We start from the raw sequence: 24,451 nt of genomic DNA, 5'->3' as shown, positions 1-24,451 counted from the left end.
GTTGGTGGCATCACCTGCCGATTTCCATACTGTACCTGTAATGTTACCATTGTATTGTGCATTGGCATAAGTTGTGCCTGCAACGGAATTGGTTTTGTCATAAGCTAATTCCATTCCAAATTTATTGGTGCTACTAAACTGAATGCAGTAAGTGGTGCAATTTGTGCATCAGCAAATTGCACAGCGAAACATGTGCAGAAGAGAGGGATGGATACCTCAGGTGCACGCTCTTAAAGCCGGGGGTCACTGTTCATTTCCTATAAGTAATACATTGAACAAAGAAAGGCAAGAGATATCATTAAACTGCCAATTCGTCATTAAATTAACCTGTTCTCTCCTACCTACCTGCTTCGAGAATGATTCGAGACAAGTTCGACTCAACAGCGTTGAAAACCGAACTAGTATCGAACAGGTATCGGTTTTGTTTGCTGCCAGTTTTGCAGTTTTTTTAGTATAAATGGTACATTCATCAACACAACAATACCCGAGGTGAATGAGAAGATACTTCCACCCATTATGCCTAACACAAAAAAAGGCAGCTAAAAATGTTTATGATTGTTTTTACATCTTTCCCTTTACTTTGCAGCCAATAAAAAAGGAAGTATGGAATATAGAAAGTTAATAGCTATTTCAGGTATGAGTGGTTTGTTTGAACTGGTAGGCAGTAAAACAGATGGCGCTATTGTTCGCTCATTAGAAGACAATACCACCAAATTTGTGAGCAGTCGTGTCCATAATTTTTCGCATATTGAAAGCATTGAAATCTTTACCATCCGTGAAAATGTGAATTTAGTAGAAGTATTCAAGGCCATGGAAAAAAGTGCTGAAATCATCCCCTCCGATAAAGACCCAAAGGCCATTCTCAACTATTTCAAAAAAGTATATCCGGAAATGGATTTTGACCGGGTATATACCAGTGATATGAAAAAAATGGTGCGTTGGTTCGGCATCATCAAACAAAATGATATTGCCATTGAATTACCCGAACATACCGATTCAGAGGAAGCAGCCATAGGGGATTAATACTCTTTTCATCCAAAATTATTTTTGCATTTACGCCGTACCACATCATTGTATGGCGTTTTATTTACCCACCACTCCTGTATTTTCCTGCAAAATAATTCGGCTTTCTGCCTGTTTTTGGTAAATTGTGGCCACTGCCAATGGGCAGTACAACTTAACTTTAATATTATTTACCGTATCAGGTTGTTTGTAAACCGGCATCACCTTAACAAAAATATGCGTACCACATTCACGTATCACCCAAAATTGTTTTCTACCCCTACACAGGCCAATACAATTAATACAAAACACAACCATCCATCCAACCATAAAAATTATTTTTTGAATATGAAAACATGCTTAGCTGTTGTACAGTTTTTATTTATCAGTTGTTCATTGCAGGCACAAAATTTTTATGCACACACCAAAGCAGCAGACAAATGGGTGAACCACACCTTTAAAAAAATGAATAAAAAAGACCGCATTGCCCAACTGATGATTGTACGTGCCCATAGTAATTTAGGTGCTGACCATATTCAGGCAGTAACCCAATTGGTACAACAGTACCATGTAGGTGGCTTATGTTTTTTTCAGGGAGGGCCCGTACGTCAGGCTTTACTTACCAATTACTATCAAAGCCTGGCCAAAACGCCTTTATTGATTTGTATTGATGGCGAATGGGGGCTCGGCATGCGGTTAGATAGCGTGATACCTTTTCCACGCCAATTGCTCATGGGTGCTATCAGTGATAATGCACCACTCATTTATCAGTTTGGTAAAGCAGTGGGCGAACAATGCAAACGGATGGGTATTCAGGTAAATTATGCACCGGTGGTTGATATTAACAACAATCCTGAGAACCCGGTGATTAACGACAGAAGTTTTGGAGAAGACAAATACAAAGTAGCTTTATACGGTACCGCCTTTATGCAGGGAATGCAGGATGAAAACATCATGGCTTGTGCCAAACATTTTCCCGGCCATGGCGATGTTTCAGTTGATTCACACAAAGACCTACCCGCTATTAATAAAAGTATGGCTCAATTAGAATCATTGGAATTATACCCATTTAAAACGCTGATTAAAGCCGGGGTAGGTAGTGTAATGATGGGCCATTTGTTTGTACCGGCCATTGACAGCACGGAGCATGTTGCCACTTCCATTTCTAAAAATGCCGTTACCGGATTATTAAAGAACAAATTGGGCTTTCAAGGAATCACTTTCACCGATGCGTTAGAAATGCAGGGTATTGCCAAATATTTTCCTGCCGGCGAGGCAGCCTTACAATCGCTTATTGCAGGTAATGATATGCTATGTTTACCCGGCGATGTACCGGGTAGCATTGAACTGATATTACATGCCATCAAGCAAAAAAAATTAAGCTGGAATGATATTAATGCAAGAGTGAAAAAAGTGTTATTAGTGAAATACAATATGGGATTAGCACAACGTAGACCTATTGACACTACAAACTTAGTTAATGATTTAAACCAACACACTGCAGCGCTAAACAAAGCATTAGCGGAACAGGCAATTACTTTATTAAGGCTAAACAATGCCGCTTTACACCCCTTACAACAGCATAAAAAAATTGCGTATGTATCTATTGGTGCAAATGGTATGCCATTCATTGCTCAACAATTACAAACCCATTTTGGCGCTGCCTACTATGCCTTTGCAGATAAACAAACTGTGGGTAAAGAAGTCATGGATAATTTAAACAGCACCATTCCGCAGACAAAATCAGATACGGCGGCTGCCAATCTTTTACTGAACAGCATCCATTCGGGCAATTATGATGTCATTATTGTTGGCTTACACAATTACAGTCGCCGCCCCGCCCATAACTTTGGAATAGATAATCCTTCAGTATATCTGTTAAACCAATTACAACAGTTACCACAAAGTATTGTATGCATTTTTGGTAATCCGTATGCCATTGCCAATGTTTGTGAAGCACCCAATTTGTTAGCTTGCAATGAAGATACTTACGATACACAATTGGCAGCTTACCAATGGCTAACAGGCAACTTAACAGCCAAGGGAACTTTGCCGGTTTCTGTTTGTACTTCTTTGCCTTACGGTACCGGATTGCAGTACAATGATTGGTTTCCTGCAACAACGCCTGAGGCAGTGGGCATGAATGCTGCTATACTTCAACAAATAGATAGTATTGCACAGGAGGGTGTTGATAAAGGCGCCTATCCCGGTTGCCAAGTATTGGCGGCAAGAAATGGGAAAGTAGTGTATCACAAAGCATTTGGCTATACGAATTTTGATAAACAGATACCGGTAACATTACAAACAGTATACGACTTAGCTTCGGTAACTAAGGTATCGGCCACTACAGTAGCTATCATGAAATTAGTAGATGAAGGAAAGGTAGATATCCATAAAACCTTAGGCGATTATTTACCGGTGGCACGTGGCACCAACAAATCCGGTTTGGTGTTGAAAGATATATTATTGCATCAGGCAGGCTTAGTACCTTTTATCAGTTTTTATAAAGAAGTAATTGACTCGGTAACGGGCATGCCTTTACCACAATATTTTTCTACACAAAAAGATGCTAACCACCAGATAAGAGTAGCTGAAAACCTATACCTGCGTAACAATTGGGAGGATACTATTCTACACCGCATTATGCAAAGCAAACTACTGCCACACGGGCATTATGTGTATAGCGATAATGATTTTATTTTATTGGCTAAAGTAGTAGAAGCAGTAACCGGCCAGCGTTTAGATGAATATGTAAACGATCAGTTTTACCGGCCTTTACAAATGATATCTACCACCTTTTCACCCCGCAAAAAAATTCCTTTGGATGAAATAGCCCCAACGGAGGTAGAAACGCATTTCAGAAACCAACAAATATGGGGTGATGTACATGATGAAGGCGCTGCGATGCTGGGTGGTATTGCAGGCCATGCCGGTTTGTTTAGTGATGCCTACGATTTAGCTCAACTATATCAAATGTTATTGAACAAGGGCGTAATGAACGGCAAACGCTATTTATCGGAGCAGGTAATTAATAAATTTACTGCATACAATAGTGCTGAAAGCAGGCGAGGACTGGGTTTCGACAAACCTGAAAAAAACAATGCCACATCCAAAGACCCTTACCCCTACCCGTGTAAAGACGCATCGCCCCTTACGTTTGGGCATACCGGCTTTACAGGCACCTGTGTGTGGGTTGACCCCAAAGAAAATTTGGTGTACATTTTCTTAAGCAACCATGTAAATCCTACCCGCAACAATAATTTATTGTTTAATTTACATATACGACCTAATATTCAGGAAGTATTGTACCATGCTACAAAGAATTGAAAGGAATTTTATATATTTATGTGATTTTGAAAGAAAATTACCACATTTTTACAACCATATTATAAAATACACTTCATGCAACGTCATATTTTTTCCTATTGCATTGTGCTACTGGGCATTAGCCTGCTGGCCGCCTGCTCTTCTAAAACACCCAAAGAGTTAAAACTCATACCCAATGATGCATCTACCATTATGTGCATAAACACCCAACAAATACACAACAAATTAGAAACAGCAGGCATTTCAGTTGACTCGGTTATTCAAAAACTGATTAAAACAGATACAGGCAATACCAATTTGTTACAACAATATCAACAACTGAAGAAGGCGGGCATTAACTGGAATAGCCGGGTAATACTTTTTAAAACTACAAAAGTATATGCCAACAAATCGTACAGCAATTTTATAAGCTTAATTATGGGAATTACCGACAGCGGTAAGCTCTCGGCTTACTTAACCGGTATTGATTATTTGAAAGGAAGAGATATACACCATGAAAAAAATTATGCTTTTATACAATGGGATGGCAACGGTATTGTTTCATGGAATAAAGAAAATGCGATAGTTACGCTGCAAGATTACACAGAACAACCCAAAGGGTTATTTCCTGACAGCATTATGCGGGTAAAAGAACCTGACATAATTAGCAAGGTTAATGAATTAAAAAAAGAAGTAAACCGCTATTATACGGAAAGTACAGGCACATCTATGAGTGCAATACCATTGGTTCAGAATTTATTTAAAACCCCTTCTGATGGCTATTTTTACAGCACCACTACCAATGCACTAAATACTTTTAATACCGGCATGTTGCAATTGCCCAAATTAAACGATTTACTCAATAACAATATTACGACCGGTACTTTTAATTTTGAAAAAGGAAAAATTGTAGCCAATACTAATTTTTATCCCAACAAACTGGTAAAAGCAATTTTAGAAACCTATAAAAGCGGCAAGGTAAATACACAACTGATTGAACATTATCCTTCAAAAAATATTGATTTTGCGATGCTAATGGCATTTAATCCACAAATTATTAATGGCGTTTTACAAGAGCTAGATGTGGCACCGTTAGTAGATGGGTTTTTAGACAAAACTGGTATACCCTCATCAACAATTTACAACGCCTTTACGGGCGATATGGCTTTAGTAATTTCTGACCTGAATTTAAAAAGTTACAAAACCGATATACACAAGTGGGGTAAATTTTTGATAAATATGCCAATTGGCAATCCTTCCAGCTTTCATACTATTATGAACAAAGTTGCTGAAGCCGGCTGGGTAGTAAAAGAAAATAAAACCTATAAAGCAGGTAAAATAATGGGGGCCATAAACTTAACGTTATTCACTGACGATAAAAACATGATCATTACCAACGATACTGCCTTATTGGTTACCTATAATAACAACAATGCACCGGTTGCTTTTAACGATAACATTTTACAGCAAATGAAAGGTAGCCATACATTTGTGTATAGCGATATTGAAAAAATTATTGATGTTATTGCCACCGACAGCAGTGCTTCAAACACGCTTATTCACCACACTTTTAAAGATGTAATTATTAAAGGAGTACCCTTTAATGGCACAAATACATCAGGCAGTTATGTACTGCGTATGCAGAATGAATCGCAAAACAGTTTAGTAAGCATACTGCAACTATTTCCCTACATTTCTAAACAAATGCAAAAAAACAGGAATGCCAGAAAAAATAATGACGGCGATACCAATGAATCTATTTTCAATGTTCCTTTTTCTTCCAGATTGGGCAGCCTGTAATTTGAAGCAACAACATGATGCACTTACATATTGAAAACCTGGTTCCTGTTCCATTAAAATCAAATCTACAAAAGCGTAACAGCGATATTTGGTTACAAGATGTGGAATTTGCATCCGGTCATTTTATTAAAATAAAAGCACCCAGTGGTACAGGCAAAACCACTTTTATTCATTTATTGTACCACCTGCGTAACGATTATGAAGGAAGTATTTACTGGAACAAACAGGAACAAAAACAATACAATGCAGCGGAATTAGCTATTCTGCGCCAACAAAACATCAGTATTATATTCCAGGACCTGCGCCTATTCCCAAATATTACCGCCCGTGAAAATATTGAATTAAAAAGGGTTATGTATCAACCCTATTATCCTTCTTACATCATTGATGAAATGGCAAAAGAATTAGGGATTAGTAAAATTTTAAACCAACGGACAGGCATTTGTAGTTATGGAGAACAACAACGAATTGCAATTATTCGTGCACTGATGCAACCTTTTAACTGGTTATTGATGGATGAACCTTTTAGTCACCTTGACCGTGAAAACACTGCAAAAGCCGCTGTACTGATTGCCGAAGAATGTACCAAAAGAAATGCCGGTTTTATATTAACCGATTTAGATGAAGATGCACATTTTTCATACCACCAAACTTTACAACTGTAGTGAAAGAATGGAATAGCATATTAAAAAAAATCATTAAAACCGCATCGGGCAGATTACGTTTGTTGCTGGCTATTATCGGGCTATCTGCTGCGCTGTTACTCATTTTATCTGCAGTACAGTTACAAGCCAATTACAACGATTTATTGCACAGTAAAAGCAACCAGGATAGTGTAGCCAACTTTTTAGTAGTAAATAAACAACTCACCAACGCCAATTATGGCAATACCACTTTATCGGCTTCAGCCATTGATGATTTTAAAAAACAACCTTTTGTTGATGCAGTAGGTATTTTAACGCCCAGCCGCTTCAAAGCCTCTATACAAAGCTATAGCAGCCAGTTTCCGTTTTATACCGATATTTCATTTGAAAGTGTACCTGCAGCATTTATTGATGTAGACAGTTCTCAATGGCATTGGGCACCCGGAGAAGATATTATACCTATAATTGCGCCAAACTTATTTCTCGATTTTTATAATTTTCAATTTTCACTTTCACAAAACCTGCCGCAGATAACACAGGAAATTGTAAAAATGATTGTGTTTAAAGTGAATATTCAAACACCCAATGGCATGGTATCATTAAAAGGAAAAGTAGTTGGATTTAGCGATAGAATTACTTCATTACTGGTTCCGGAATCATTTATGCAATGGGCTAACTCACAATATGCCACCGACAATGTGTTGCAACCATCCAGAGTGGTAATTCGTACCAAAGACCCCGGAAATCCTGCATTGGTGCAATATTTAAAAGCACACCAACTCACTACTGATGCCGATAAAACCCGCTTTAGCAAATACCGGCAAATTGTAAATATGGTGGTGCGCATTAGTTGGATTACCGGTATCATTTTATTACTGTTTGCACTACTCATCTTTTCATTGTTTATTCAATTAACCATTGCATCTTGTAAGAATGAAATACAATTGCTCATTACCTTGGGTGCAGCACCAAAACAATTAAGGCAGTTTTTAATGCACCGTTTTTTTCCTCCCAATATTTTTATTATTACAGGTGCAGTATTGATTATTGGCATACTGCAATATGCCGTTGCCGGTTGGCTGCAACAACAATATATGTTCATCAGCAATATGCTTTCGGTATATACCTTTACCACAGCAGTATTATTTTTAGGAATTTTGTGGATTGTCAATTTCTTTACCATTCAACATTATATACAAAAAGAAAACAATTGATACTCTTTTACTTTTAAAGCATGTTATACAGTAACGCATTCTACATAAAACGTTTACAATGGTGTTGGCTGTTATGTTTATACTGCATACAAAGCTTGGCACAAAGCAGCTTACAACCCATTGGCTATTGGCGGGAGCATTTTAATTACAAAAATGCAACAGCAGTAGTACAGGGTGATAAATTGTATTGTGCAACAACCAATAATGTTTTTAGCATTGATGCCAACAATGAAATAGAAAGATATAGTAAAGTAACCGGCCTTAACGATATGGGTGTAAGTACAATTGGATGGGATGACCTTACACAGCAATTGGTAATTGCCTATAACAGCAGCAATATAGATGTACTAAAAGGAAGTATCGTTACCAACATCAGCGATATTCAAAGAAGCAATATCAGCGGCAATAAAACCATTCATTCTATATACTGCAATGCCGGTTTTGCTTATTTATCAACCGGGCTGGGCATTGTTGTGGTTAACCTGCAGAACTACGACATAAAAGATACTTGGATAATTGGCAGCAATGGCAATCAAATAAACATCAATGCCTGTATTCAATCTAACAATCAGTTGTATGCTGCTACCGATGAGGGTTTAAAAACAGCACCGGCTGCTGGCACTAACTTAGCCAATTACAGCAACTGGTCAAACATGAGTGGCACCAATGGCTTGCCAGCCGGTACCGTAAACAATATAGTTGTTGCCAATGGTTTACTTTATGCACAATTACAAAATACCATTTACGTATGGAACAACAATAACTGGGTATTGTGGTATGCTGATAATAATTGGCCAATTACTAAAATGGAAGCATCGGGTAATAACCTGTTAATTTGCCAAAGAACGGCTTCAGGTAATAGCAGGGTAATTACTTTAGCAGCAAATGCAAATATAATCAATACCATTGCAGTACCCAACGTAGTATCCTTTCCGAAGGATGCGATTATTGCTAATAATACTACCTGGATTGCAGATTATTATGCAGGATTATCGGCCTTTAGTAATAACAGTTATCAACGGTATGTTCCCAATGGCCCATTAGGGCCTGCCAGTGGCGATATGGTTATTACCCAACAAACATTATATGTAGCTGCCGGCAGTGTTAACGATGCCTGGAATTATCAATATAACCGAAATGGTATTTATTTTTTGAAAGATGGTATATGGAGTGATGTGGGTGCATATACTAATCCGGTTTTAGATACCACACTCGACTTTATTACTTTAGCCACTGATAATAAAGATGGAAGTATTTGGGCAGGCAGTTACGGTGGCGGGTTGGTGCACATAAATGGAAACAATATTCAAATATATAAGCAAAGCAACTCCACCCTACAACCCACAATTGGCGACCCTGGTAGTTACCGCATTAGCGGTTTGGCTTTTGATACGCAACATAATTTATGGATAAGCAACTATGGTGCTGCACAAAATTTACAGGTTTTAAAAGCAGATGGCAATTTTAAAGGTTTTTCGGTTCCTTTTACTTTAGCAGAAAATGCACTGAGCCAAATTGTGGTAGATGATGCCAATCAGTTATGGATAATAAGCCCCAAAAACAACGGCTTGCTTTGTTATAATTATGGAAATAGTATTGATGCTACCAATGATGACCAATGGCAATTGTTACAAACCGGTATTGGCAAAGGAAACTTACCCGGTAATAATGTGTATTGCCTGGCAAAAGATAAAAACGGATTTATCTGGATTGGTACCGATAATGGCATTGGAGTAATACAATGTGCTACCAATTATTTTCAACAACCTTGCGATGCCGTTTGGCCCGTTATTCAACAAGACCTTTTTGCGGGTTATTTGTTTCAAGGCCAACAAGTAAAATGTATTGCTGTTGATGGCGCTAACAGAAAGTGGGTAGGCACTAATAATGGTGTATGGCTGGTTTCAGCCGAAGGCGATAAAATTATTCAGCATTTTACTGCATCCAATTCACCCTTGCCAGATAATAATGTTCAAAAATTAGTAATTAATCCCAATACCGGCGAAGTATTCATCAGCACCTTTACGGGTATTGTAAGCTATAGAAGCACTGCAACAGAAGGTACTACTACCAACGATAGTGTATTAGTGTTTCCAAATCCAGTTCCTCCCGGCTATTCCGGAACCATTGCCATAAGAGGGGTTTCCGAAAATGCATTGGTGAAAATTGCTGATTTATCGGGCAGATTGGTATATCAAACACAAGCATTGGGCGGACAAGCCGTTTGGAACGGATTAAATTATAAAGGCGAAAAAGTAGCCAGTGGCGTTTACTTAGTATTGATACGCGACCAGTTAATTGGACAGGAAAAATTAGCAACGAAAATTGTAATAATTAGTGGCAGGTAATTCAAGGCCTTATTAAACTTATGTTAATACATCAAGGATATACCGTTAGTGGCAGCTACAGGGCCAATCCTCTTTTAAATCAATACAGGTAATAACGGTTAACACATCACCACATTCGGCTACTATTACCCGCAGGTATTGGTTTTCGTTTGTATTCCCTTCTAAAGCGTAACGCTTTTGGCAATTATCGGCCTGTAACTGGCTTTTACGGTAATCAATTTTACCATTATGTATTATTTCACCTATCTCATTCTCTGTAATATGCCTGCATTCCATTCTGCATCTGGCATGACGTGAATAACGAATGATTTTGGGATTAGAATTAAACCCGGCATCTTTACTCAGTTTAATATCATTATAGTGCGGTTTTGACTGATTATTTTGGGGTTGCTGACAGCCTATAGTGCCAGCATATGCCATTGTTAGCAAAATGAAAACAACAAGAATTTTCCGCATAACCTTGTTTTTAAGAAAATGGACATTGTACTTTAATCAATTATTAATCCTATAAGGCAAAATAAACAATTCCGTACAATCAACATTACAGTAATTTTGAACAGGTGTTGCATAGATACAATTTGTCAAAACTAATTTAAAAATACTATTATGGATGAGATAGAAGTACCTACCGAGCATTTGCATGAAACCATCAAAGAAAAAGTAGAAGAACTCAACGAAAAAGAACCTTCGCATTTTTCAATGTATATTGCTATATCAACTGCATTAATGGCAGTACTGGCAGCAATATCCAGTTTAATGGCTGGTCATCATTCCAATGAGGCCATGATTGACCAAATAAAGGCCTCCGACCAATGGGCTTACTATCAGGCAAAAACAATTAAAGCCGAAATTAGAAAACTAGAATCAACTACTTCAATTACAAGCCACAAAACAGTAGATGAAACCTTACAGGAAAGCAATGCTATAAAAGCTAAAGCAAGTTCTTTTGAGGAAAGTAGTGAGGCGCACCTTGAAAAACATATGTTATTGGCCAGAGCTGTTACATTATTTCAAGTAGCAATTGCTATTTCTGCAATTTCTATTCTTACTAAAAAAAGTATTTTATGGTGGGGTAGTTTAATCATTGCTATTGCAGGATTATTTTATTTTATTAGTAGTATTTTTTAATTAACTTTTGCTGCGTAACCTATTTTTATTTGATGATACTAAAGAATAAAAATTAATTCTGGTACAAGAACTTCATTGAATGAATGAAATTAACAGTATTTTCATTCATCTACCTATGTTTTTCAGGCATTTACCGCCCAATTACCTCCAAATACCTAACTACTATTTTCGTATGGGATGAAAGTATTTAGCTTTGACTCATCAATAAAAAAAACATGATGAATCATCCATACGAACAAAAAAGCAACCGGCTCTACATGGGCATCTTCTTTATTATTGGCGGATTATTGTTATTGGCTAACAAAATGGGTTATCCCATCCCTGACTGGATTTTTTCCTGGCCAATGTTACTGATTGCTATTGGCATCTTATCGGGTATTAAACATCGATTCCAAAATTTTTCCTGGATTATTATAGTTGGCATTGGTAGCTTTTTTCTAATTGATCAGCAATTAGCTAATGCTACATTTCATCAATATCTATGGCCTGCCTTTTTAATTGGCTTAGGTATTATTTTTATTGTAAAACCTAAAAAAATCAATCACGGATGTGGTAGAAGATTCCGGTATGAGCAAAATTATAAAAGTACAATCGCCGATACGCCAACACCAATTACCAGCGAAGAAGATTTCTTAAACATTAATTCAATTTTTAGTGGTGTGCAACGCAGTGTTATTTCAAAAAAATTTTCAGGCGGTAAAATTAACTGTGTATTTGGCGGTGTTGAAATAGATTGTACACAAGCCGACATGCAAGAACCGGCCTGCCTGCAAATAGAATCAGTTTTTGGGGGTGTGAAATTGATTGTGCCGAAAAGCTGGACTGTTAAAAACGAAATGGATGGCGTATTTCATGGTGTAGATGATAAACGTAATCAAAATACCATCATTTCAGATACACCTAATAAAGTACTCATTTTAAAAGGATCTGCCGTATTTGCAGGTATTGAAATCAGGAGTTACTGACGGTGCAGCCATAGGGTAACATTCACATTAAACATAAACATCCGACTATAAATGAATTCAACAAATCAATAAAATGAAACAAACTATTTTAGGTGCCGGTGGGGCCATTGGTATAGAACTGGCAAAAGAATTGCCAAAATTCACTCCAGATATTAGATTAGTAGGAAGGAACCCAAAAAAAGTAAATGAAACAGATGAATTGTTAGCAGCCAATCTTTTCAACCGGGAAGAAGTATTTAAAGCCGTAGAAGGCAGTGTTATTGTTTATTTGTTAATTGGCCTCGAATACAATACCAAAATTTGGCAACAGATGTGGCCCCCATTAGTTAAAAACGTGATAGATGCTTGTGTACAACACCGCTGCAAATTAGTTTTCTTTGATAACGTATACGCCATTGGCGGAGACTATGTAAACCACATTACTGAAGCATCGCCTATTAGTCCTACCAGTAAAAAAGGTAAGGTAAGGGCTGAAGTAGACAAACTGATTCTCAATAGTATAGAAAGTAAAAACTTAGATGCCATCATTGCCCGTGCTCCTGATTTTTTTGGCAGCGTTATTCAGAAAAGTATTCTCATGACAATGGTGTACAAAAATTTAAAATTAGGGAAGAAAGCACAATGGGTATGCAATGCCAAAGTAATACACAGCATGGGTTATACACCTGATTTAGGCAAAGGAACAGCCTTATTGGGTAATATGCCGTCTGCTTACAATCAAATTTGGAACCTGCCTACAGATACGCAAAAAATTACCGGTGAAGAATGGATACAATTATTTGCTGAAGAGATGCATACAAAACATCAATACCAGGTATTACCCAAATGGGGCATTCAAACACTGGGTATGTTCATCCCAATATTAAGAGAGTTGAGTGAAATGTGTTATCAATATGACAGGGATTATTATTTTGACAGTTCTAAATTTAACAGGTATTTCAATTATACACCAACTTCTAATCAGGAAGCAGTTAAACAAACCATTACAGCGCTACAAATGAAGCATATCAACAAATAAGAGCTATTTACAACAAACAGCAGTGAAGTGCTGAACAGAATGTTGTCGTTGATGAATGGAGAATAGGTGAATAGCTAAATAAACCATTGAGTTATTTTATATTATATATCTTTCAAACAGAACCACATGAACTGCTATATTGCAAAAATGGTTTTCAGAATTGTTTGTGGAAATGGAAACCATACGCCGCAATTTGATGAACAAATCAGATTGTTTTATGCCACTCACCAACAAGAAGCTTTACAAAAGGCTATTGTATTGGGTAAAGCAGAAGAAGATTGTTTTATGAACATTCACCAACAGCCGGTGCAGTGGCAGTTTATTGCCATTACGGCTTTATACGATATTCAATCGCCGACAGATGGAATTGAAATTGCCTCCTGTATTAAAGAAGTTGATAATGCAGAAAACTATTTATATATTACCCACAAAAAAGCAGTACAAGTTGTAGAAGCCAATTCATTACAAACACAAACCATTTACTAATATAGTGACCCAATCTTTTTTACACGGCAAAGGAAATGTACCAGCACTCATTTTCTGGTGGCTGGTTTGGATAATATTGCAATGGAACATTTTATTAATAACCGGAATAAGTTCCGCAATCGCTATTACAGATAGCATTGTAGGAAATATTTTGTTGTTTGCCTGTTGTTGGTTGGTGATCAATAACCTACGATACTATTTACCCAAAAAAGAAAAATACTGGTACATTATTGTAGTAAGCTTTGTATTAAGCGTAGCATGGGTCATCGTGATACAATTCATACTAAAGCATATTTTTGCCGGTAATGCAGCTTATATACAATTACTAAAAACTACCTTATTATTGCGCTTTGCATTTGGGTTCTTGATGATGGGCTGCATTACATTAGCCGGTTTAATTTGGTACACACAAATAGATTGGTTAAAAACAGAAACCCAACAGCAGAGTATTGCTGAATTAGCCAAAGAAGCAGAACTATCTAAATTGCGCCAACAATTGCAACCCCATTTTTTATTTAATAGTTTAAATTCCATTAGCGCATTAACTACTGTACAACCTGAAAAAGCCAGAGAAATGATACAACAATTGTCTGAGTTTTTGAGAGGCACATTGCGTAAAGAAGACCATTGGAATACATTAGAAGAAGAATTATCCTATATTGGTTTGTATCTTTCTATTGAACAGGTACGTTTTGGGTATAGAATGTTAACCAATATTCAGGCAAACAGCAATGCCTTACCGTTAACACTTCCCTCATTGTTATTGCAACCCTTGGTTGAAAATGCGATTAAATTCGGGTTATATGATACCATTGGTGAGGTTACCATTAACATACAAGCAATAAATGAAAATGGCCAGTTAATTATTACAATTCAAAATCCCTATGATGCCAGCACAGCTGTAACTTTGCCCGGAACAGGCTTTGGAATATCGGCAGTGAAACGAAGACTCTGGCTGTTATTTGGACGAAATGATTTATTAACCATTGAAAAAACTGAGTCCACCTTTAGTACAACTTTGTTGATTCCACAACTTAAAATAAATACAACGAACTAAACCCATGAATTGTATTATAATAGATGATGAGCCACTGGCACGCAGTATCATTAAAGAGTACTTGCAACATTATCCTTCTATTCATTTACAAGCCGAATGTGGCGACGGCTTTGAAGCAGCTAAACAAATACAGCAATACCAGCCCGATTTATTGTTCTTAGATATACAAATGCCCAAAATAACCGGGTTTGAATTATTGGAATTAGTAGAAACGAATGCTGCCATTATTTTTACAACTGCCTTTGAAGAATATGCCATTAAAGCTTTTGAACAAAATGCAATTGATTATTTATTGAAACCTTTTAGCCGCGAACGGTTTGATAAAGCCATTCAGAAAGTACTAAGCCATAATGCCAACACCAATACAAGCATATTGTTAGAAACATTGGCACCTACACCACAGGAAACCAATCGGATTGTAGTAAAGGATGGAACAAAAATAAAAATTATACCGGTTACACAAGTACACTATTTAGAAGCGGCTGATGATTACGTAAAAATAGTAACTAAAGAAGGATATTATTTAAAGAAAAAAACCATGCAGTATTTTGAGCAAACTCTTTCTCAGCAGCAATTCGCCAGAATACACCGCTCTTATATTGTAAACCTGCAGCTCATAACCAAAATTGAATTATACGAAAAAGAAAATTATGCTGCCATATTGAATACCGGCCAACAATTACCTGTGAGCAAAACCGGCTATACGCGCTTAAAAACTGTTCTGGGTATTTAAAAAAACGGAATGCCGTTGACGCATCATGGCATTCCGTTGTATAAAAAATATTACCTGCTTATTCTGATTTGTACACTTTACCTGATTTCATCACAAATACAATTTTGCCCATTACATTCACATCCTGCACAGGGTCGCCATATACCGCCACTACATCGGCCATTTTTCCTTTTTCAAGGCTGCCAATTTTAGTATCCCCAATTAAATCGGCAGCACTAACGGTAGCGGCTTTAATACATTCTAAAACAGGCATACCTGCTTCGTGCATATAACCAAATTCCATCCAGTTTTTTCCGTGGTTGTACACACCGGCATCCGTACCAAAAGCAATTTTTACACCGGCTTTGTATGCTTTTGCAAAAGTAGCCTGAATAACCGAACCTATTTGAATGGCTTTTGCACGAATAATCGGTGGAAAATATCCGGGCATTTTAGTGGCTGAATCGGCTACTGATATACCGGCAATAATGGTAGGCACTAAATAAGTACCTCGTTCCTTCATTAGTTCCATTATTTCAGGCGTCATGTATGTTCCATGCTCAATAGAAGTTACACCTGCCAATACAGCCCGCTTCATGCCTTCAGGGCCATGTGCATGTGCAGCTACCCGCATACCATAATCTTTCGCTGTTTCTACAATGGTTTTAATTTCATCTTCTGTAAACTGCGCACCTGCTCCATCTTTCTCTAAACTTAATACACCACCGGTGGCAGTAATTTTAATTAAATCGGCGCCATCTTTATAATGCTGCCGAACAGCCTTTCTACATTCATCATTGCCATTTACCACATTTTCATTCAATTGTGGCATCATCATTAAATCTTCTCTTAATCCGTTGGTAGGGTCCCCATGACCACCGGTAGTAGATATAATAGAGCCGGCCGTAAAAATCCGGGGGCCAATCACCAAACCTTTATTAACCGCATTACGCAACGCAATATTTACGCCACTGCCGCCTACATCACGCACAGTGGTAAAGCCTGCCATTAATGTTGTTTTGGCATACACGGCTGCCTGAAAAGCAATATCGGCAGGGTTTTGAGTTAATCGTTTCATCATGGCATCAGGACTGGTTTGACTTTCCAAGTGCACATGTGCATCAATCAAACCCGGCATAACGGTATATTTTTTTAAATCAATTACTTTATCATTAGGCCCTGCATTGACAAAACCTTTTTGAATATCGGCAACTGTATCGCCTTGCACAATAACGGACATGTCTTGCTGTACCGATAATTTATTTACATCAATTAATTTGCCGCAGTAAATAATGGTTTTTTGGGCAGCCGCCATTTGATAAAATAGCAGTGTCAGGAGTAGCATTTTTTTCATATCAATTTGTTTGTTTAAAGGGGTTAAGTTAAGGAATTAAAGTAGTAACCCCACAAAAAAAGCCCTGAATAAACAGGGCCTTATTACAAGTATGATGAAAAAAGGTATTAATCTTTATCAGGCTGTGGGGTATAACGCAAATAAGGTTTTACCACTTTTACACCTTTAGGAAATTTAGCAGGTGCATCTTCTGTTTTAATTCCCAAACCAATAATTACATCTTCACCAGGATTCCAGTTTGCAGGTGTTGCCACACTATATTTTGCAGTTAATTGCAATGAATCCAACACACGCAATACTTCATTAAAGTTGCGGCCGGTAGAGGCCGGATAAGTGATAAATAATTTTAATTTTTTATCAGGCCCAATTATAAATAATGAACGTACAGTATGTGTTTCAGATGCATTGGGATGAATCATATCAAATAAAGTAGCTATTTTTTTATCTTCATCCGCAATAATCGGGAAATCAACATGGGTATGCTGGGTTTCGTCAATATCGCTTATCCATTTTTTGTGGCTTTCCACATCATCAACACTTAAAGCCAATACTTTTGTATTCCGCTTATCAAATTCTGCTTTCAATAACGCCGTTTTTCCCAATTCGGTCGTACAAACAGGTGTGTAATCCGCAGGATGTGAAAATAAAATACCCCAGCTATCTCCAAGGTATTCATAAAAATCAATGTCGCCAATAGAAGTTTTTGCTTTGAAATTGGGAACTGTGTCGCCTAAACGTAAGCTCATAAAACGATATTTTTAATGGTTAACAAATTAATTTGGGTGAAAAAGAAAGCGCAAAGATAAATACTCTATCAATTCAGTAGATTAATAAATGTACACTTCATCAAAATTTAACTTTACAGGCTTCTTCCTTTTTGCAGCGCAAAAGTACCATATTTGTTTTTTACGGCATCAATTGCTTTGTATAAGTTGGCTTTGGTGTTGATTTGATTAAACAAATTAGGTGCTTGTCCGTGTTTGCTTAAAGCACTTAATCGTACGCCCAATAATCGTACCGGAAGGTTAGGTTGATGCAATTGTTGAAACAGTTGTTTGGCCACCGGTATTAATTCATCATCACAAAACGTAAGCGGTATGGCAGTTTGTTTAGAAGTAGTAGTAAAATCGGCATAACGTATTTTAACGGCAAGGCAACCGGTAAACTGCGCATCCTGCCTTAATTCATAAGCCACTTTTTCGGTCATTTGTACCAGTTTTTGTTCCAAAAAAGCCTTATCAGTGGTATTGGCAGCAAAAGTTTGTTCGGTAGAAATAGATTTGGCTTCACACGCCGTTTCCAAAGGCGAATCGTAACTACCTGTAGCAATGTGGTAAAGGGTTTGCCCCCATTTACCCAACTTTTGTTCTAAATGTTGTGGTGTAAACTGCAATATATCTTTAATGAAATGAATACCCATTTGCTGCAAAACTGGCAAAGTATGTTTACCTACACCGGGAATCTTTTGAATGGGCAGTGGCGCTAAAAATTCTTTTTCCTTACCGGGCTGCACAAACAGGTACCCGTTAGGTTTAGCTTCATCAGTAGCAATTTTGGCAATAAGTTTGGTTGTAGCTAACCCAAAAGAAATAGGCAAACCGGTGGCAGTAATTATTTGCTGCCGCAAATCAATCGTCCATTGTAAGGGATTAAAAAAGGCATCCATCCCCGTTAAATCAATATAAAACTCATCAATACTGGCTTTTTGAAAGGCAGGTGCGGCAAGGGCAATGATTTCGGTAACCCGGTTAGAGAAACGGCTATACTCTTTATAAGAACCGGGCAACACAATTGCCTGGGGGCAAAGCTGTAAAGCACGCTTCATGGGCATGGCACTGTGTATACCAAATTTACGAGCTGCATAACTGCAGGCAGCCACTACCCCTCTTTCACTACTACCCCCTACCAAAACAGGCTGATGTTGCAATGCAGGATTTTTAATGACTTCCACACTCACAAAAAATGAGTCCAAATCAAAATGTGCAATATAACGTTGAGGCTGATTCATGAAAATAACAGCAGCTAAATTACAGAGATGTCAGGAGAAGGTGGGAACAAGTCATTTTATCCTACCCTAAATGTTTAAAATGTGTGTATGTTATGTTTCTTAGTGAATAACTGAAAGAAAGAATAAAAAGCAATTTTGTTACATCATTAAAAAAAATTAAAGTAGTGAAATGTACAGTATTATCAACTAATCATTGTATAGAGATTTTGAATAAGCGGGTATTTACAAATGAATGACACCACAAAATATGATGGCAAAATAAATGATGTATTTGCCAATATATACAAAACACGCATTACTACCGGTTTACTGAGGGATGATGTGATGGAATTGATTTTTAAACTTAGACAACTATACCGGCACGGCAGTACCTGACGGCAATTTTACTGCTTCTTATAAATTATAAATAAAGCATACAATATACTACCTATATTAAATTTATTAAAAAACATTTAAAATTGATATGTATTACAGAAAATTAATTATATTTTTATAGCGAAAGCTTAAAACCTTACTTATGAAATCAACACAACTCCTTTCCATTGTAATTATAACTGCATGTTTTGCAATAATTAGCTGCAAAAAAAGTGTAAACCAGTTAAGTTTATTACCACCGATAACCAATACCGGGGCTAATACCTTTGGGTGTTTAGTAAATGGTGTAGCTATGCTACCCAAAAGTGGGGTACCAACTTGGAATAATCCTTTTCCACTTCCTGCTCTTTATACTGAATTTAGGGAAGAAGTTAGGATAAAAACGGGAGGCGGGTCCAACTCTCCTGCGACTTTTATTTGCTTGTATCTATATAATCTTTTTAGTAATGGGGCAACGAATTTCGAATGGAAACAAACAGAATACGGTAGCGAAGCATTTCCATTATACAATAGTCAATTATACGGTGTTTTTATTGCCCCAAAAACAAACAAATATGAATGGTATGGTTCTTACGTTGGTTCGGGTTCAACTTCTATAACAAAATTTGATACTGTAAATAATATTATTTCAGGAACATTTAATGGGAAGTTAAAACAACGCTTTGGTAACGATACAATTACTGTAGATAATGGAAGATTCGACATTAATTGGAAAACCGTAGCAAATAAAAAATTTCCTTAATCAATAAAAAGAGGAGGCAGACTGCCATCTGCCTCCTTCAATCATAATTAAAAACAATTATTATGAAAAAAACACAATTTGTATTAATGATGGCAATGAATCTTTTTTAAATACTCTGAATGCGCAAGCTTATGATACTACACAATATTATGGTAAAATGAACTACATTTTTTTCAATATGTAAATAAAACGCCCATTACTAACGGCATGTTGCGTGATTATGGTATTGATTTTTTGAACCTTAAAATATTTAACTTATGAAACACCTTTTATTCCTATTTATTATAGTTGTAAATTTTCTTTTACAAAGTTGCAGCGGTTGTAAAAACACAAATATCCCTGCACCCGATAACCCTTATGGTTTACCCAATGCTACACAAACAGGAGCTAATATTTTTGCCTGTAGAATTAATGGACAAAATTTTATCGCATATTATGGACCTCCCTATTGCACAGGAGCAAGTTTAATAAATGATACATTAAATATTTGTGGGCAACCTAAAATAAAAAATTATTTTGAATCATTAGGATTGCAAATTAAAGGAAACATTAAGATCGGTAAGTATATATTGAATTCTGATAACATATTTGCCACATATTTAACGGATTCTACATGCTTAGGAATAATGTTTAATGTTGCTCAAGTTAGAGCCGTTTATGGCAGTATTAACCTGAGCAAAATAGATTTATCACAAAAGATAGTTTCAGGGCTTTTTAATTGTACCATCCCAATATCAAACTGTGATTCTTTAAAAGTAACAGATGGTCGTTTCGATATAAAATATCAATAATATCTCTTAAATCTTTAAAATCAATTTTATGAAAAAGTATTATCTCTTATTCATTGCATATTACTTCTTTGTAACCGGTTATTCACAAACTTATGACACTACACAATATTATGGCAAAATGAATAATGTATTTGCCAATATAAACAAAATACCAATTACCACCGGTTTACTTAGGGATTATGGAATTGATTTTTTAAACTTAGACAACTATACTGGCACAGCATTTCATGACAGTAATTTTACTGCATTGGATGAATGGCGGATGCTATACGCCAGTTTATATAGCCAACAAATAAACAACAATGGAGGCTTGTTGTATTTAGACACTATAAATAAGTTATTCAACCAGTATGCCCCTCCATCAGACCCAATTAGCTTTGCGTGTTTATACTACAATTATCAAAGCATTGATCCCAATGCCATCAATAACAACCAAATCTATGTAAGCAACAACCAGTTGTTTGATGTAAATGGCCGTAACCAAAGCCCTTATATAAATAATGAGTTATTTGCCATTGCTCCTATAAGGCAAGCCGCTAATATAGGTAATAACCAGTTTATCTTTAGAAACAACTTGTTTTTTGGTAATACAGGTAAAACCATCAGCTCAATACAAGTCGACCCAAAGGGTATTGGAATTTATCAAATGGTAAATGTTGGTACAGCTTTTACGGTATATTACGATACTGCTGGTTTTTACAATATAAACATTCAAATTACTTTTACAGACAATTCTAAAAAATATGCTCATACCAAAATAGTAGTGTATGGCAATAATCCAGGTTATTATGCTAAAAATATGAACACTATTCACAATTTCAAGGGCTATGGCCCACCTTATTTGCACGAAGCTTTTACGTATGGACGCCATTATCCATATTATCCTATTAAATTTAAATCTACTAAAATATACTTAGGAGCAGCAGCAGAAGGGGATTATATTATAGATTTATCAGTAAACAATACAAGCGGTTTTATAAAAAAGCCTTTGATTGTAATAGAAGGATTTGACACGGATGGTTCATTTACATATACTGGTGAATATTTGAGAAGAATAAAGTTTGATATCAACTACGGTGATTTATATTATCTAAATTCAATTACTCTTGATTATGGTTTAGATGATATAAACTCCTATGATTTAATATTTTTACATTGGCAAAACGGCACTGATTATATACAACGCAATGCCTATTTACTAGAAGAGTTGATAAACCGGATAAATAAACAAAAGTCAACAAATGGAATTACAGAAAAAAATGTAATTATTGGTATGAGCATGGGAGGCCTAGTGGCACGCTATGCATTGCGGGACATGGAATTAAATAACATTAATCATGATACGCACCTGTTCATTAGCCACGATGCGCCTCATTGGGGTGCTAATGTACCCGTTGGTGCACAAGCAATGGTACAACATTTAGCACCTTGGCAAATTATTAATGCTGGTGGAAGTTTTCCCTTTATAAGATGGGTTGATTTATTTCCTTCGGTAAATGATGGATTGAGTATTTTAAACTCCCCGGCTGCAAAACAAATGTTGATTCAGAATTATTCTTTGATTGGAGAAACTTTAACGGCAGACAACTTTTTGCACAATTCTTTTATGAATGAATTAAATACAATGGGATGGCCGCTAAACTGTAAAAACATAACTTTAAGTAATGGCAGTTGTAATGGTGCACCTGTTTTTCCTGATAACAATAGTACAATTGCACAAATAAGTGGAGATCATTCCATGACCTATTTTGGCAGTTTATGGAGAGCTGAATTAATGTCGCTATTTACCTCTCCAATTGCATTAAGATTAATCAACGGATACAATGGCAGCTCCACATTTAATGCATGGGCAGCTCTCTGGCAATTTCCATTATCCCTTTTCGCTACAAAATCTTCGATAGGAATTGATTTTAAAGTGAATGCCATTCTAGTAAGTGGTACAAGTGAAATTTACAGGGGTGATTTATACAGTAAAAAGAAAATACTTGGATTAATTAATGTTACCAATTATTTTATAAAAGCACATGTAAATTCAACTGCAGATATGCTTGCATTAGACAATGCACCTGGAGGCACTTATAATTTGACTGAATATGGTTTTGATAAAAATAAAATCCAACAATCACTACCAAGCTTTTTTAGTGGGTACGTTCAAACAGTTATTAATCAGCCGAATTTTTGCTTTGTGCCAACGGTTAGTTCATTAGCATTTGATAACCCTACCCAATATTATCGTTCTTCAGTTTGCGATATTATTAATTGTCATATCCCTACTCAGGTAGCAAATTATTATGCTCCGCAAGTAAACCAATTTCACATTTCCTATACTCAGGAGAATACCAATTGGATATTACAAAACCAGGATGCGAATTATACTTGTGCAAAAATTTGCCCGGGTAACCTCAATATTTCTGGTAATTTATCCAATTGCAACAGTGAAATATATTCACTTTCCGGAGCACCTTCACCTGCTTCTATAACTTGGTCTGCTTATCCTAATATTCTTTCTTTCAGCCCAACAACTGGGCATTCCACTACTGCTACAAAAACAGGAAATGGGGTTGTTACCTTAACTGCATCCGTTTCTAATTCTTGTACGGGTATTGTTTATCCTATTTCTAAACAAATTAGCGTTGGCACCCCCACCATACAAGGCTGGTATAATTCCCCTACCAACCCCGTTGAGCCGTTAAAACCCTATAGCCGTTTTCAAACCGATTATAATGATGCCTGTTACTTACAATACATAACTACCAATATGCAGGTTTCACCGGGTGCTACGGTGGTGTGGGATACGCCTTCCTTATCTTCTGCTTCCATACCCTGGAGCCAAACGGGTAATAACCTGCGTTTTTATTTTACAGATATTAACCAATGGGGTATTTTCCCCATCTATGCCACCAACGCTTGTGGTACCAACAGCTTACGGTATCGCTTTCAATCTTCTAATGGCTGTGCCGGTACTCTGAGCCTGCGCAATGTACAATCAGGAATTGCAATGGATGAAAGTCTTGAAAAATTTGCAGTATTTCCAAATCCTGCAAAAAATTTACTCTATGTAGCCATACCTGCAGACAGCATTGATAGGGCGCATGCACAGATTCATTTAATGGATTTTTCGGGCAAAACTTTACAAAGCATTCAAAAAGTAAACACCCTGAATACTTTCAATATGAATGGGTTTGCCTCCGGTATGTATTTGATAGAAATAACAGATAAAAACAAAAGAATCATAAAAAAAATTATAAAATATTAAGCCTTTCATGAAGTTTGTTATGGGTGGTTCAAAAAGTCAGCCACCCTTTTGTATATAGATTAATCTAAATACATTTTCCTACCGCAACACCTGCAGAATAGCCGCATCAATTCGCCTTGGGCGAAAATTAGCACGGTGTACCAATGCCCAAATACTGGTGGCTTTAATAATGGTTTGGTTATCGCGCAAGCGCACAATGGTATAATGGCGTTGCCAGGTTACGCCGGTATGTTCGCCGGGCCAGG

At 36.7% G+C, this 24,451-nt stretch carries 21 protein-coding genes; 16 read left to right on the top strand and 5 right to left on the bottom strand.

What is annotated here, in order from left to right; genetic code table 11:
* The first annotated feature begins 603 nt into the window (after positions 1–603).
* Complete coding sequence (locus tag EO766_RS16380; RefSeq protein ID WP_074418512.1) at positions 604–1,023, top strand: DUF5606 family protein; 420 nt, start codon at positions 604–606, stop codon at positions 1,021–1,023.
* A 60-nt stretch (positions 1,024–1,083) separates the two neighbouring features.
* Here EO766_RS16380 and EO766_RS16375 read toward each other — a convergent pair whose 3' ends face one another.
* On the bottom strand, positions 1,084–1,332 hold the full coding sequence (locus EO766_RS16375) for a hypothetical protein (protein WP_287101537.1): 249 nt from the start codon (positions 1,330–1,332) through the stop codon (positions 1,084–1,086).
* 18 nt (positions 1,333–1,350) lie between these two features.
* Here EO766_RS16375 and EO766_RS16370 point away from each other — a divergent pair, with 18 nt between their 5' ends.
* The 5 genes from EO766_RS16370 (at position 1,351) to porZ (ending at position 10,314) form a co-directional block, all read left to right on the top strand.
* Entirely contained in the window at positions 1,351–4,329 is a 2,979-nt protein-coding gene (locus tag EO766_RS16370) for a serine hydrolase domain-containing protein (RefSeq protein ID WP_074419250.1), read from the top strand.
* A 75-nt stretch (positions 4,330–4,404) separates the two neighbouring features.
* Entirely contained in the window at positions 4,405–6,108 is a 1,704-nt protein-coding gene (locus EO766_RS16365) for a DUF4836 family protein (protein WP_074418511.1), read from the top strand.
* 14 nt (positions 6,109–6,122) lie between these two features.
* A complete protein-coding gene (locus EO766_RS16360; RefSeq protein WP_228733230.1) occupies positions 6,123–6,773 on the top strand; it encodes an ATP-binding cassette domain-containing protein in 651 nt (216 codons plus the stop codon).
* Positions 6,773–7,966 (top strand): transporter, encoded by a 1,194-nt coding sequence (locus EO766_RS16355; RefSeq protein WP_074419234.1) that lies wholly within the window; start codon positions 6,773–6,775, stop codon positions 7,964–7,966. The genes EO766_RS16360 and EO766_RS16355 overlap by 1 nt, the downstream gene beginning before the upstream one ends.
* A gap of 20 nt (positions 7,967–7,986) precedes the next feature.
* Positions 7,987–10,314, top strand: coding sequence for a type IX secretion system anionic LPS delivery protein PorZ (porZ, locus tag EO766_RS16350; protein WP_074419235.1), 2,328 nt, complete (start codon positions 7,987–7,989; stop codon positions 10,312–10,314).
* A gap of 45 nt (positions 10,315–10,359) precedes the next feature.
* Here the strand turns inward: porZ and EO766_RS16345 are convergent, their stop codons facing one another.
* Positions 10,360–10,770, bottom strand: coding sequence for a DUF4258 domain-containing protein (locus EO766_RS16345; protein ID WP_081298649.1), 411 nt, complete (start codon positions 10,768–10,770; stop codon positions 10,360–10,362).
* A gap of 150 nt (positions 10,771–10,920) precedes the next feature.
* Here EO766_RS16345 and EO766_RS16340 point away from each other — a divergent pair, with 150 nt between their 5' ends.
* The 6 genes from EO766_RS16340 to EO766_RS16315 all read left to right on the top strand — a co-directional run bounded on the left by EO766_RS16340 (position 10,921) and on the right by EO766_RS16315 (position 15,701).
* Entirely contained in the window at positions 10,921–11,442 is a 522-nt protein-coding gene (locus EO766_RS16340; RefSeq protein ID WP_074419237.1) for a DUF4337 domain-containing protein, read from the top strand.
* Between the two features lie 215 nt (positions 11,443–11,657).
* Positions 11,658–12,407 carry a LiaF transmembrane domain-containing protein gene (locus tag EO766_RS16335; protein ID WP_074419238.1) on the top strand — a complete coding sequence of 250 codons (750 nt, stop codon included), beginning with the start codon at positions 11,658–11,660 and terminating at the stop codon, positions 12,405–12,407.
* Positions 12,408–12,480: 73 nt separating this feature from the next.
* On the top strand, positions 12,481–13,425 hold the full coding sequence (locus tag EO766_RS16330) for an NAD-dependent epimerase/dehydratase family protein (protein ID WP_074419239.1): 945 nt from the start codon (positions 12,481–12,483) through the stop codon (positions 13,423–13,425).
* A 126-nt stretch (positions 13,426–13,551) separates the two neighbouring features.
* Positions 13,552–13,911 (top strand): DUF4288 domain-containing protein, encoded by a 360-nt coding sequence (locus EO766_RS16325; RefSeq protein ID WP_074419240.1) that lies wholly within the window; start codon positions 13,552–13,554, stop codon positions 13,909–13,911.
* Positions 13,912–13,915: 4 nt separating this feature from the next.
* Complete coding sequence (locus tag EO766_RS16320) at positions 13,916–14,968, top strand: sensor histidine kinase (protein ID WP_081298650.1); 1,053 nt, start codon at positions 13,916–13,918, stop codon at positions 14,966–14,968.
* A 4-nt stretch (positions 14,969–14,972) separates the two neighbouring features.
* Positions 14,973–15,701 carry a LytR/AlgR family response regulator transcription factor gene (locus EO766_RS16315; RefSeq protein ID WP_074419241.1) on the top strand — a complete coding sequence of 243 codons (729 nt, stop codon included), beginning with the start codon at positions 14,973–14,975 and terminating at the stop codon, positions 15,699–15,701.
* A gap of 58 nt (positions 15,702–15,759) precedes the next feature.
* On the opposite strand, the gene EO766_RS16310 is transcribed toward EO766_RS16315, so the two are convergent.
* The 3 genes from EO766_RS16310 to dinB all read right to left on the bottom strand — a co-directional run bounded on the left by EO766_RS16310 (position 15,760) and on the right by dinB (position 19,042).
* Positions 15,760–17,034, bottom strand: a complete 1,275-nt coding sequence (locus EO766_RS16310; protein ID WP_074419242.1) for a metal-dependent hydrolase family protein — start codon at positions 17,032–17,034, stop codon at positions 15,760–15,762.
* Between the two features lie 107 nt (positions 17,035–17,141).
* A complete protein-coding gene (locus EO766_RS16305) occupies positions 17,142–17,780 on the bottom strand; it encodes a peroxiredoxin (RefSeq protein ID WP_074419243.1) in 639 nt (212 codons plus the stop codon).
* Positions 17,781–17,893: 113 nt separating this feature from the next.
* Positions 17,894–19,042 (bottom strand): DNA polymerase IV, encoded by a 1,149-nt coding sequence (gene dinB, locus EO766_RS16300; protein WP_074419244.1) that lies wholly within the window; start codon positions 19,040–19,042, stop codon positions 17,894–17,896.
* Between the two features lie 228 nt (positions 19,043–19,270).
* Here dinB and EO766_RS16295 point away from each other — a divergent pair, with 228 nt between their 5' ends.
* From EO766_RS16295 to EO766_RS16280, 4 genes are all read left to right on the top strand, one after another.
* Positions 19,271–19,417: a hypothetical protein gene (locus tag EO766_RS16295; RefSeq protein ID WP_179853195.1), complete on the top strand. Its 147-nt coding sequence runs from the start codon at positions 19,271–19,273 to the stop codon at positions 19,415–19,417.
* Positions 19,418–19,559: 142 nt separating this feature from the next.
* On the top strand, positions 19,560–20,159 hold the full coding sequence (locus EO766_RS16290) for a Riean_0653 family protein (RefSeq protein WP_074419245.1): 600 nt from the start codon (positions 19,560–19,562) through the stop codon (positions 20,157–20,159).
* A gap of 257 nt (positions 20,160–20,416) precedes the next feature.
* Positions 20,417–20,950: a Riean_0653 family protein gene (locus EO766_RS16285; protein WP_074419246.1), complete on the top strand. Its 534-nt coding sequence runs from the start codon at positions 20,417–20,419 to the stop codon at positions 20,948–20,950.
* 28 nt (positions 20,951–20,978) lie between these two features.
* The gene (locus EO766_RS16280; protein WP_074419247.1) at positions 20,979–24,206 is read left to right on the top strand and encodes a T9SS type A sorting domain-containing protein; all 3,228 of its coding nucleotides are present in this window, start codon (positions 20,979–20,981) and stop codon (positions 24,204–24,206) included.
* The last annotated feature ends 245 nt before the right edge of the window (positions 24,207–24,451 follow it).

The sequence above is a fragment of the Hydrotalea sp. AMD genome (assembly GCF_004100315.1).
Classification (GTDB): Bacteria; Bacteroidota; Bacteroidia; order Chitinophagales; family Chitinophagaceae; genus Hydrotalea; species Hydrotalea flava.
This window is presented reverse-complemented; position numbering and strand designations above follow the sequence as displayed.